The 11,182-nt window shown below is 68.6% G+C and carries 12 protein-coding genes; 6 read left to right on the forward strand and 6 right to left on the reverse strand.

The features are described 5' to 3' along the window. Window positions 1-6: 6 nt before the first annotated feature. Window positions 7-2,070, reverse strand: coding sequence for a DNA topoisomerase IV subunit B (locus VHW64_RS07680; RefSeq protein WP_329649949.1), 2,064 nt, complete (start codon window positions 2,068-2,070; stop codon window positions 7-9). A gap of 403 nt (window positions 2,071-2,473) precedes the next feature. Between VHW64_RS07680 and VHW64_RS07685 the strand changes: the two genes are divergently transcribed. The 3 genes from VHW64_RS07685 to VHW64_RS07695 all read left to right on the forward strand — a co-directional run bounded on the left by VHW64_RS07685 (window position 2,474) and on the right by VHW64_RS07695 (window position 4,213). After that, window positions 2,474-2,716: a DUF7455 domain-containing protein gene (locus tag VHW64_RS07685; RefSeq protein ID WP_329649938.1), complete on the forward strand. Its 243-nt coding sequence runs from the start codon at window positions 2,474-2,476 to the stop codon at window positions 2,714-2,716. Window positions 2,717-2,863: 147 nt separating this feature from the next. Next, window positions 2,864-3,745 carry an EamA family transporter gene (locus tag VHW64_RS07690; RefSeq protein ID WP_329649939.1) on the forward strand — a complete coding sequence of 294 codons (882 nt, stop codon included), beginning with the start codon at window positions 2,864-2,866 and terminating at the stop codon, window positions 3,743-3,745. A gap of 174 nt (window positions 3,746-3,919) precedes the next feature. After that, a complete protein-coding gene (locus VHW64_RS07695) occupies window positions 3,920-4,213 on the forward strand; it encodes a hypothetical protein (RefSeq protein ID WP_329649940.1) in 294 nt (97 codons plus the stop codon). A gap of 714 nt (window positions 4,214-4,927) precedes the next feature. On the opposite strand, the gene VHW64_RS07700 is transcribed toward VHW64_RS07695, so the two are convergent. Continuing rightward, complete coding sequence (locus VHW64_RS07700) at window positions 4,928-5,194, reverse strand: hypothetical protein (RefSeq protein WP_329649941.1); 267 nt, start codon at window positions 5,192-5,194, stop codon at window positions 4,928-4,930. Window positions 5,195-6,336: 1,142 nt separating this feature from the next. Next, window positions 6,337-7,038, reverse strand: coding sequence for a hypothetical protein (locus VHW64_RS07705; protein WP_329649942.1), 702 nt, complete (start codon window positions 7,036-7,038; stop codon window positions 6,337-6,339). A 457-nt stretch (window positions 7,039-7,495) separates the two neighbouring features. Between VHW64_RS07705 and VHW64_RS07710 the strand changes: the two genes are divergently transcribed. From VHW64_RS07710 to VHW64_RS07720, 3 genes are all read left to right on the forward strand, one after another. After that, complete coding sequence (locus VHW64_RS07710; protein WP_329649943.1) at window positions 7,496-7,780, forward strand: hypothetical protein; 285 nt, start codon at window positions 7,496-7,498, stop codon at window positions 7,778-7,780. A 1,019-nt stretch (window positions 7,781-8,799) separates the two neighbouring features. Then, window positions 8,800-8,943: a hypothetical protein gene (locus VHW64_RS07715; RefSeq protein ID WP_329649944.1), complete on the forward strand. Its 144-nt coding sequence runs from the start codon at window positions 8,800-8,802 to the stop codon at window positions 8,941-8,943. Beyond that, complete coding sequence (locus VHW64_RS07720; RefSeq protein WP_329649945.1) at window positions 8,940-9,335, forward strand: hypothetical protein; 396 nt, start codon at window positions 8,940-8,942, stop codon at window positions 9,333-9,335. Before VHW64_RS07715 ends, VHW64_RS07720 begins: the two co-directional genes overlap by 4 nt. Before the next feature lie 328 nt (window positions 9,336-9,663). On the opposite strand, the gene VHW64_RS07725 is transcribed toward VHW64_RS07720, so the two are convergent. The 3 genes from VHW64_RS07725 to VHW64_RS07735 are packed head-to-tail and all read right to left on the reverse strand — an operon-like array spanning window position 9,664 to window position 10,699. Next, window positions 9,664-10,041, reverse strand: a complete 378-nt coding sequence (locus VHW64_RS07725; RefSeq protein ID WP_329649946.1) for a hypothetical protein — start codon at window positions 10,039-10,041, stop codon at window positions 9,664-9,666. Window positions 10,042-10,043: 2 nt separating this feature from the next. After that, on the reverse strand, window positions 10,044-10,355 hold the full coding sequence (locus VHW64_RS07730; RefSeq protein ID WP_329649947.1) for a hypothetical protein: 312 nt from the start codon (window positions 10,353-10,355) through the stop codon (window positions 10,044-10,046). After that, window positions 10,352-10,699: a hypothetical protein gene (locus VHW64_RS07735; protein ID WP_329649948.1), complete on the reverse strand. Its 348-nt coding sequence runs from the start codon at window positions 10,697-10,699 to the stop codon at window positions 10,352-10,354. The genes VHW64_RS07730 and VHW64_RS07735 overlap by 4 nt, the downstream gene beginning before the upstream one ends. Window positions 10,700-11,182 lie beyond the last annotated feature (483 nt).

Below are 11,182 nucleotides of genomic sequence, written 5' to 3' on the forward strand. Positions count from 1 at the left end.
CCCTGCTCACACGTCCAGGTCCTCCTGGGTCAGGTGACCTCCGTTGCTGACCAGGAACTCCTTGCGGGGTGCGACCTCCGACCCCATCAGCAGCTCGAAGACCTCGGTGGCCGCCTCGGCGTCGTCGATGGTGATCCGGCGCAGCGTCCGGTGCCGGCGGTCCATGGTCGTCTCGGCGAGCTGCTTGGCGTCCATCTCCCCCAGGCCCTTGTAGCGCTGGACGGGGTCCTTCCAGCGCAGGTTCTTGCGGGCCAGCTCGGCGAGCTTGCGTTGCAGCTCGGCGTCTGAGTAGGTGTAGACGTAGCGCTCGGTGCCCTTCTTGGGGTTGGTCAGCTCGATGCGGTGCAAGGGCGGCACGGCGGAGTACACGCGGCCCTCGCGGATCAGGTCGGGCATGTACTTGAAGAAGAGCGTCGCCAGCAGACACCGGATGTGGGCGCCGTCTGAGTCGGCGTCGGCCATGAAGATGATCCGGCCGTAGCGTCGTGCCTCGAGGTCGAAGGTGCGGCCGGAGCCGGCCCCGACCACCTGGATGATCGAGGCGCACTCGGCGTTCTTCAGCATGTCGCCGACCGAGGCCTTCTGGACGTTGAGGATCTTGCCGCGGATGGGCAGCAGGGCCTGGAACTCGGAGTTGCGTGCCATCTTGGCGGTCCCGAGGGCCGAGTCGCCCTCGACGATGAACAGCTCGGTGCGGTCGTTGTCGGTGGCCCGGCAGTCGGCGAGCTTGGCAGGCAGCGCCGACGACTCCAAGGCGTTCTTGCGGCGCTGGGTGTCACGCTGCTGGCGGGCCGCGAGCCGCGTCTTCGACGCGGCGACGACCTTCTCCATCACCAGCCGCGCCTGGGCCTTCTGGTCGCGCTTGGTCGAGGTCAGGAAGCGCTTGAGCTCCGCCGAGACGACCTTGGTGACCACCCCCCGAGCCGCGGGTGTGCCCAGGATCTCCTTGGTCTGGCCTTCGAACTGTGGCTCCGCCAGGCGCACGGTGACCACCGCGGTCATGCCCTCCAGGACGTCGTCCTTGACGACGTTGTCGTCGTTGACCCGCAGCGCCTTGGTGGACCGCATCACCTCGTTGAAGGTCTTCGTCACCGCGGACTCGAAGCCCGCGAGGTGGGTGCCGCCCTTGGGCGTGGCGATGACGTTGACATAGGAGCGGATCTCGGTGTCGTAGCCCGTTCCCCAGCGCACTGCAACGTCGACGCCGAGCTCGCGCTCGACCTCCTGCGGCGTCATGTGGCCCTTCTCGTCGAGCAGGGGCACGGTCTCGGTGAACGTGTCGGTGCCCCGAAGGCGCAGGATGTCGGTCACCTTCTCGTCGTGGGCCAGGAACTCCGCGAACTCCGCGATGCCGCCGTCGTGGCGGAACTTCTCCTCGACCGGCTGGCCACCGCGCAGGTCACGGATGACCAGCTCGAGGCCGGGCACGATGAACGACGTGTGGCGAGCCCGCCCGATCAGGCCGTCCCACTCGAACTGCGCATCCCTGGTGAAGATCTGGCGGTCGGGCCAGAACCGGATGTGGGTGCCGGTCTTGGCCTTGGCCACTCGGGCCCCCTTGCGGGACAGCCCCGAGCGGGCCGTGAACTCGGCGGCGACCCCGTCCCCGTCGAAGACGCCGGGCACTCCCCGCCGAAAGCTCATGCCCTGCTGCGAGGGAGGGCGGTCGATGTCGACGTCGAGCCGGGCGGACAGGGCGTTGACCACCGAGGCGCCGACGCCGTGCAGGCCCCCGGTCGCGACGTACGACGAGCCGCCGAACTTGCCGCCCGCGTGCAGCTTGGTGAAGACGACCTCGACGCCGGGCAGGCCGGTCTTGGGCTCCTTGTCGACGGGGATGCCCCGCCCGTGGTCGTGGACCTCGGCCGACCCGTCGCGATGGAGCGTGACCTCGATCAGGTCGCATGCCCCGGCCAGGGCCTCGTCCACGCCGTTGTCGATGATCTCCCACAGGCAGTGCATGAGCCCGCGGGTGTCGGTGGAACCGATGTACATACCCGGGCGCTTGCGCACCGCCTCCAGGCCCTCGAGGACCAGGAGATGAGCTGCGGTGTAGGTGTTGTCGGCGATGGTCGGGCTCCTGCGGGTCTCTCGTCGGTCCGGCCGGGCCGACGAGCTCGAGCCCGTCCGGTGCGGGGCTCGTCAAGACCTCGACCCTACCCGCGACACGCCGGAGCCAGGCGCAGGCACGCTGCCCGGGTGGACCGTCGGCCTGCTCTAGCGTGGCAGCGTCATCAACAGGACAGAAAACCGTTAACGATTCTGGCAAAGTGCACCGCACCAGAGCACGACGCGTCACACTCGTCAGCACGGATCCGACGCTCGCCGCCGAGGTTCCCGCAGAGTGGGAAACCACCGAGCCGGGGGCGCCGGACGTGATGGGATCCGCGTGTCGGATGACACGTCGTGACAGGGGGGTCGGGGGAATCTTCGCCTTCCCGGCTACGTTGGAACCGGCACAGACGAACCAGAGATGAGGCCGATTGTGAATACCGCAGTTGCCCCGAGCGCCGCACTGAGCGCGGCAGACCGCTGCGACCGTTGCGGAGCCCAGGCCTACCTGCGGGTGGGGCTCCAGTCAGGCGGCGAGCTGTTGTTCTGCGCCCACCACGCCCGCGAGCACGGCGACAAGCTCCGCGAGGTCGCCGCGCACGTGACCGACGAGACCGCCAAGCTTCACGACACGCAGCCCACCGCTCCCAACGACGAGCGCTGAGCGCGACAGACGTCGGGCTCCCATCACGCAGAGCCCACCGAGGCCCCTGACCGCCAGGTCGGGGGCCTTCGTCGTCCCCGACCCGGCCGGGCCGGTAGACCACAGCGGGTGTGCCAGGGTTCCACCCATGTCCGGGACCGTCGCCTCGTGCCCGCTCGCGCTCGGGGTGCCGGCCCGGTGATCGCGGTGCTCCTGGCCCTGCTCGGCGCCGCGGCGTACGGCGTCTCGGACTTCGTCGGCGGCGTCACCGGTCAACGCGCGAGCCCTTGGGCGGTCGCTGCCGCGGGCGCGGTGGGCGGCGCGGTCAGCGCCACGGTGCTCGCGCTCCTCGCCGCCGGCGACCCGGTCGGCTCGGGCCTGGCCTGGGGCGCGGCAGCGGGCGTCGGCAACGGGACCGGGACGGCGTTCTTGTACCGCGGTCTGTCCTCGGGCCGGATGGGAGTGGTCGCGCCGGTGAGCGGCGTGCTCGCGGTCGCCTTGCCCGTCGCGGTCGGCGTGGCGACCGGCGAGCGACCCGGGGTGCTGGTCTGGCTCGGCATCGCCGCGGCCGTGCCCGCGATCTGGCTGGTGGCCCGCGCGCCCGATCCCGGTCGGCGGGCCGGGGACGACGCGGATCCCCCGGCGGGCTCGGGGGCTCGGGACGGCGTTCTCGCGGGGCTCGGCTTCGGCGCGCTGTTTGCCTGCCTGGGCCAGGTGCCGGCGCATGCGGGGTTCTGGCCCCTGGTCCTCAACCAGCTGGTCGGTCTGGTGGTCATCGCGGTCTGCGCCACCGCGCTCGGGGCTGTGTGGGTGCCGCGCGGGAGGGCCTGGGGCGGTGTCCTGGCCGGTCTGCTCGGCGGCGCCGCGACGGGAGCGTTCGTGGCGGCCACCCACCACGGCCTGCTCAGCGTCTCGGCCGTCCTGGCCTCGCTCTACCCGGCGTTCACGGTCCTGCTGGCGGCCCTGGTGCTCCACGAACGGATCCACCGGGTCCAGGCCTGGGGGCTGGCACTGTGCGGAGCCGCCGTGGTCCTGGTCGCCCTCGGCTGAGGGCCCCGTTCACCGTCGGGAGACAGGCGGCAAAAGTTTCTCGATTTTCCTGCGCCAGTTCCGCGTCACGCTCTGCGGTCGGCCTCGTCTCATCTGCACAGAGGAGGCCCGAACCATGAGTACATCCCCCCGTCATGGTGCAGCGCTCGGAGTGCACTGCCCGAGGAGCGCGGCATGACCGCGCTCGGCGCGACCCCGCTGTCGGCCGTTGTCTGCCCCGCATGGTGCAGCGTCAGCCAGAGCACGCACCTGCGCGAGCTGCGCTGGGAAGGGCGTGCCCTCCACTGGAGCGACGCCCGCACCGGCGAGGGCTGGGAGATCCGGCACACGTCGGCGACGGACGCGGAGGGCCAGACGGTCGACGTCGAGCCGCAGGTCTACGTCACCACGAGTGGTGGCCTGACCCTGGCTGGCGCCGAGGCGCTCGCCCTCACCCTTCTGGCCACGTACGAGGAGGCCTCGGACTGACGGCGGCTCTGTCCTGCGGCCGCGCATGGGGCGCCCGCACGACAGAGCCGCCGACTAGGCCACTCCGGGCCGCGCGAACGTGCGGAGGGGCTCGGACCCCCTCGCGTGCCGAACACCTCGCGGCGCGCGAGGGCGGGGTCTCTTCCGTCTGACCCTCGTGCGGGACCAAGGTCCCCCAGCCGAGACCGAACGACCCGACTCGGCCCACGGGGCTTCTCTGCGGTTGATCGATCTGCCTATTCTTGCGGACGAAACCCGCCGGTGACCCGAGACGCCGGCGGGTTTCTCTATGTCCGAACACGTCTGCCGCTCGGCCCTGGCGATCATGGCGCGCAGGATTTTACGGTCCTCCCCAGAATGGGCGAACCGGCCAGGAGTGTGCACGGCCTAGCGTCTGGAGTGCTCCGGCAACCCCCGTGCCGGAGGTCCGACACTCCGTGGCATTCCCCATGTGTCGCGGGGAATCGGCACAGACGCCCGCCGGCCTCGGTCGGCGGGCGTCGTCGTCTCCTGGCCACCCCAGACCTGTGCCGAAGGTGCTGCCGCTGGTCAAGGAGGAGTGCCGCTGATCCTCGTGGGAGAACTCCGAGCTGAATACTTGACTTGAGGAACGGCGTCAGCAGTGCAGTGCGTGCGCTGCTCCCGGTGCACCCCACGAGACCGCCGGAGGCGGGCGTCCTTATGTCCTCGGCGGTCCCGAGGCGCGGACACAGGTCACCGCAGGGCCTCCCGCAGGTTTCGGCGCATCCTGCGCAGCGGCGCTCGCGGGTCGCTGCCATCCAGCGGATGGCCGTACTGCGCGTACTCCAGCGCGATGTCGGCCTCGAAGAGCACCTGCCGCACGTCGTCGTGCGTGTGGTCGAGGGAGCTCAGGAAGCCTTCCACGGCGAGCCGCAGACCGGCGTCGTCGAGGTCTCCGCGCTCGTGTTCGGCGACCTGCTCGAGCATCTTGGCTCGAAGCCGCTCGTAGCGCTCGTCCACATCCACCTCTCGCCGTCGAGACTGCGCACTCAGGTGTGGTGGACGCACGCCGGGAACGCCGGAGCGCCGTGGTCCTGGGCGTTCGAGACGTGTCGGTGCGAACCGGTGTTGGGGGCGATGTCTCCGCCGGGGAGCGAGACCATGACTTTCACGATAGCCCGCACGAGGACCGCCCCATGCCGTCCCGCGCACACCGGATCGCGCGAGGGTGCACCGACGAAGACGTCAGCTGGCGCGAGAGCATGGATGGCCCGGCGTCTCTCCTGACGTTCCTCTTGCTGGCCCTGACCGCCAGCGTCGTCTTGTGGTGACGACGCCGGACCACCTGATCGGCACCCTCGGTCTAGGTAAAGGATGGTCCACCTTCCTGGGTGATGTGGCGGGTTCGTCCTGGGCGCACCCTGGGAGGGTCTGCCGGGTGCTCGTTCTACACCGCGCGCAGACGTCCGAGGGGCCTCGGAAAACGGTGGCGCCTCGCCCTGGAGGACGCTCGGGGCGGGGCGTCATCCCCGGGCCACGTCTGGGAGGGAGCAGAACATGACCACCACACCACAAGAGCCTGGCGACGGCCCTGACCTGCCCGACGGCGGAGACGGTGACCCGGACCTGCCCCCCGGCGGAGACCCGGAGGCCAACCCGAACGACCCCAGCTGACCCCACCCGAACTGCTCCAGTTCCACGTGCTGGAGCCCGCGATCCACTGAGATTGGCTGACCTGACGTCAACGAACCTCCACCCTATTGGTGACGTCGAGGGCGCTGCGTCGTCGTAGTGTCGACGACCTGCTGCGCAGGCTCGCGCGCCGTTCGGCAGCGATGCTCGCCGCACTCCCATGGCGGTGGGCATCGTCATGTTCGGTCACGGGCATGACTGGTGAGTCTCAGCCGTTCGGGTGGAGTTCCGTTCGGTCCACCTGCGCTGCTGCCGACACGCTGGTCATCACTCTCGTCGTCGTCGTCGTTGTTCGACTGCTGGGCGGGTTCGGGTTCTCCCGACCAGGACCCTGACCCGACCGCCGAGACTTTGCCGTTGGTCCGGCAGATCTGTGCTCATGTGAGCGACTTCTTCTCAAACCCTGAGGAGTCGGCTCAAGGGCCGCAACCCCCGGCGGCCGCAGAGCCCCCAGCCGCGTGGCCAGGGGGTTAGTGGCCGACCCGCGCCCAGTCCATGTCGTAGAGGGGCGCGCCCCGGAAGTGCAGTACTTGGCCGGGTACCGACGTCACGTGGGGGTGGGCCGCGAAGGGGTTGATCCAGCCCAGATACAAGCCGTCGTGTTGTTCGTCCTCCACGGCGGCCAACAGACGTCGGCCGCCCAGTGCCCACTCGAGCCCGACGACCTGCGGGAGCGTCGGCGATGTCCCGAGTTGGGCGCCACGGACGACGAGGTGGGCGTGCGTGCCGTTACCGTTCATCAGTCCGACGCCGTAGCGCGCCGGCCCTTGGAGGAAGTATTCGATCTTCTTCCCGTTGGGGTTCCAGTCGAAACCATCGACGTTGCTCAGACTGAGCGGCTTGCCCTTGCGACCCGTGCGCAGTGACTCGATCCGGGGCGCCTTGAGATTGACGTTCTTGCCGTAGGCGTCGTAGATGAGCTTCTTCCCTGACGGCGAGATGTCGAAAGTGTGCCAACCGCGGGGAAGCCTTCCGATGACTTCCTGATGGGCTCCGTCAAGGTCCATCCTGACGATGGAGTTGGTGTTGTTCGTGATGACGTAGAGGTGGTCGCCTCTGATCTCCTGGAAGACCGGTTTGCCGAAGGAGCCGTGCCCGCCGTAGATCCGATGGACCTTCGCGTGGTTCTTGCTGCGGCGAGCCCACACGTGACCAGCCGAGGTGAACGTCACGTGTCGGCCGTCCGCGGACGTGGAGATGTCCGTGATCTTGGACGGGCTGTGGTAAAGAACCACGTGCTTGCCCGTGGCCGGGTCGACCGACAGCAGATAGTGGCCGATCGACTCGATGACTCGGGTGGACCGTGGCCACAGGCTCGACGCCCCTCCGGACCTGTGCTGCGTTCCGGCCGATGCGGAGGGGAGCTCCGTGGCGCAGATGCAGAGAGCCAGAAGGGCACCTGCGATGCTGCCGAGTCGATGTGAGCGCACGTCGGGGATGGTACGGGCTGGGCACGCCCCGCGCGACGGCCTGAGCCCGCGGCCGCAGGGCTTGGCTGGGCCGGCGGCACCAGCCTGGCGCGCGCATGGCCACCTCTCCGGGACGACGAAGAAGAGCCGGGTTCGCGAGGCGTCAGGATCACGAGACCGATCCCCGTCGCAACCGCGCCGAACGGGGTACGAGCCACCCATGACCGAACCAGCCACCGAGCCCGAACCCGTCGACCCCGGCCACGACCCAGGCGTCGACCCAGCCCCGGACGAGGAGACCCCTGAGCACGGCGACGGCTCCGGTGACGGAGAGGGTCGCACCCTCCAGGAGGCCCTCGACCGCGTGGACATGGTCGACGAGCAGGAAGTCAGCACCCTGCCAGCGCCCGAGCGGAGAGACCCCGACGACCACGCCGAACAGCTCGACGAGCCAGAACCCCAGGTGAGACCGGACAAGCCTTGGATCGGCAGCGACACCCTGTGAGCCAGGACATGCCCGCGGAAGGCGCGAACGAGGAGGAGGTTGTTGCCGCGGCTCAAGAGCGCGTCGACGACATCGAGGACGAGTTCGGGCCCGACGCACCCCCGCGGGGTGCAACGCCACCTGCCAACCCCGACGCAGAAGAGGCCCCCGCCTGAGGAGAGCGCAGCGGAACGAGCGGGCGGCTATCGGGCCACCCCGCTTGCCTGGAAAGCGGCTGTGACCGTGGTTGTGACGTCCTCGACGAGAGCGTCAGGCTCGAATCGGCGACCCGCAGTCCGCCCTCTGCACCCCCGAGCCTGGTCACAGGCCGAGCGGCGAGTGAGCCGAGCAGGTGTCTTGCACAGCCGCGGGCCGGCGGCCGGCGGCCGGTCTGCGAGGGTGGTCGTCTAGAGAGATGACCCGCGCGCTCATCCGGTCTCTCGGTGGTCGGTCACGGTGATGCAGTCGTGGAGGCCGTGGCACTCGCACACCAGGTGGTCGCCTGCTACTGCGGTTGGGTACAGGCGTACCTCTCACGAGCGTGAACCGGTGTTCTCGTGGGGTTCGGACTCCGTACCTCTGGGAGATCGGTCGAACGGCTCGGGACCGAGACCTTGCCGTCGGGATTCAGGTCCTCGAACGGCCGGAGCAACGGCACCCGGCAGCCGTCGGTCATACGACAAGGAGCCCCGCAGGGCTCGACGACCTCAGTCGAGGTAGTCGCGCACTAGGGACGCATGAGCGCTGTAGTCCTGAGCGTTCCAAACGTGCAGGTCAGGAGCGGTGTGGGCTGCAATATCTCCGATTGAGAGGAAGCCATGACCACCACACGACTCATCGACGAACTCCCTCGCGCGAGGGCAGCGTGCCCGCCTTGGTGCGCGATGCCGCCGGGTCATCCCTACGAGGGTGAGGTCGACGGCAGGGACGAGCGTCCCCACACGCGGACGCTTTTCGAGAGCCCATCAGTTCGAGCCATCGTCCAGGCGTGGGGCAGTGTCCTCCAGGACGGCGATCCGCACTCAGAGTCCCTCGCCATCGTGCTTGCGAACATCAGGGTCGAGACCCCTGGAGCGGGTGAGATCTACATCGACGACCTGACCGCGGCTGAGTGTCGAGACCTGGCCGGCAAGCTTCAGGCCGCCCTCGTGGCGGCGGCCGAGTGGCTGGAGGCGCAGGCATGAGCGCGGCTCCCGTCATCCCGGACCCGAGCACCTGGGGCCCACGCCGCTACGAGGTCGACTACATGGAGCCCTATGAGATGAGCATTCACATGGCGGGCTCGTCGCGCCCTGTGAGCATGGTCCGCAACGACGACCTGGGCGTCATCCTGGATCGCGGACAGGAGGACGTGGAGTCGGGCCATCGTGTGCCCACGAACGTCGAGGACGCCGGGCTCGTGGCCGTCTCCATCGGGGTCGACCGTGGCGACCATGACGAGGTGCACTACTCGCCTGGGATCGGCCACCACGGCCTCACGTCAGATCTGCTGACCCAGGCCATCGCGGCGCTGACCGCGGCACGCGACACGCTTCTAGGGCTCGAGCAGTTGGCGGACCAGGAGGCGCGGTCGTGACGCGCGAGAAGGCCGCGTTCGAGCTGGGCCGGCACGTGGGCGCGGAGGATGGCGGGAAGGTGCGCAGCCTATAGCCTGACCCGGCTGGGGACGTTCACAGCCAACCAGCAGCAACGCCCGTCGCTCTCGCAGCGGCGGGCGTTGTGGTGTGCGAAGCTCGCCCTGCCGTGCCCCGAACCGGAAGGGCGACCCTCCAGGCTGGACCGGTGCGTGCCCAAGCTCAACTTCAATCCGATCGTTGGCGTGCGCCGAACCTCCCGAGTGACTCGTCATCCACGGGGAGTGGCGAACACAGAACGACGTCCGCCGGTTCTGCCGGCGGGCGGTCTCATTCGCTCGGAGCGTTGAGTTGCAGACCGATGAAGATGGCCACTGAGATGTCGTCCATCGCCTTCTCTTCGAGCGTGAACTTGTAGTTCGCCTCGTCTAGCCCGTCCCTGCGCAGGGTGTAGACCCAGCGGCCATCCACCAGGGTGTCGTGTGGAAAGCCAGGTTCGGCGACGGTCAGAAGAACTTCGAACGCCCTTACGGGTTGTCCCTCAGTGGGGCTAGACCCAACCGCGAAGGCGAACTGTGAAGCGTTCACGTCCATCGAGGCAGCGTCCTGAAGGATGACGTGATACTTGTCGATGACCTGCGTCCCTACTCCGCCCGGCCCCATGCCCTCAAAGGGTGCGAGGTAGACGGCACCTCGCTCGAGCGGCACGGCTACTCGAGGCCGAGCGCTTGCTGCTGACCAGCCGTCAGAGCGGTCGTGATCTCCAACTGCCGGCGGGCATGTTCATCGCTATCCGGCTCCGTCGGCGTTTCCGCGGCGCGTCGCCGAGCGCGCTCTGCCATCCGCGTGAATCGCGCGCGCTCGGCGTCTTGATCCGCCACCACCACGTGCAGATGCCGCGGTTCAGATGTCTCGGCTCCAAAGTCGACCGGACCCTTCGACGCATCGCTCGCCGTTCCTGTTACAGAGCCACCCGCAGCAATGGTCAGGTACCCGGTTTCAAGGGCGTAGGAACTTGTCATAGCTCGGGTACCTTCCCGGTCTCCTTGAGTTGCTCGAAAGCGTCGACCACTTTCGTGAGCATCTCAACGAGTTCCTTCAGCCGTGTCGGTGTGAGGCTGTACCGAGCCAGCGGGATGACCTGAACCGTGGCGACTCCCCGTAGTTGTTCTGCCTTGTGTTCAGGCGTCCCCAGCACGACAGGAGGGGTCGCCTGACCGACGGCCAGCACCACCTGGTCTGGGTTGAGGCCCGCTGCGTCAATCTGCATGAGGAACTGATTGGCCATGTGTACGGGCACGGACTCGATACCGTTCCACGAAACGGTGATCTCCTGCTGGGCCGTCACCGGGTCTCCCTCAGACACGTGCCGATCATGACACGGCAGTCAATGGGTTGTGCCGGTAACGCCTGTGGCGAGCTCGACTCGTAAGTCACCCCGCGCCGCCCGTCGTCGTTCACGACGTCTGCTCCTGCCACACAAGCTGGTCGAGTGCGCGCTGTGCCTGGTCGACCAGCCGCGCGACGTCCGTGTCGAGCCTGAGGATGGCCTCTGGCAGACCGAAGGGCAGGCGCGCGCGTTCACGTCAGATGAAGCTCATGGCGCCCCAGCGTTCTTGACCTCATGCCTTCGAGCCCCTCAGTGACTCGACCTCGGTTTCGAGCTGCTCGACGCGGCCCAGGAGGTCACGGGGGGATTCAGAGTTCTCCCAGGTTCAGCTTGCGCGCTTCCTCGGCCGCTCTCGCGGACGCCTGGGCCTTGGTGTACCGCATGAGCATGTCCGGCCGCGTCCAGCCCGCCACGGCCATCAGGCCACCCTCCGAGCCGCCGGCCGCGAGCCAGCGGTGC

It is taken from the genome of Nocardioides sp., from assembly GCF_036267815.1.
In the GTDB taxonomy this organism is placed as follows: Bacteria; Actinomycetota; Actinomycetes; order Propionibacteriales; family Nocardioidaceae; genus Nocardioides.

Excerpts from the sequence above, each read along its gene's own strand:
- VHW64_RS07695 (WP_329649940.1), top strand. The coding sequence starts at position 3,920 with ATGACCGCGCTCGGCGCGACCCCGCTGTCGGCCGTTGTCTGCCCCGCA.
- VHW64_RS07730 (WP_329649947.1), bottom strand. The coding sequence starts at position 10,355 with ATGACAAGTTCCTACGCCCTTGAAACCGGGTACCTGACCATTGCTGCG.
- VHW64_RS07720 (WP_329649945.1), top strand. The coding sequence starts at position 8,940 with ATGAGCGCGGCTCCCGTCATCCCGGACCCGAGCACCTGGGGCCCACGC.
- VHW64_RS07710 (WP_329649943.1), top strand. The coding sequence starts at position 7,496 with ATGACCGAACCAGCCACCGAGCCCGAACCCGTCGACCCCGGCCACGAC.
- VHW64_RS07685 (WP_329649938.1), top strand. The coding sequence starts at position 2,474 with ATGAGGCCGATTGTGAATACCGCAGTTGCCCCGAGCGCCGCACTGAGC.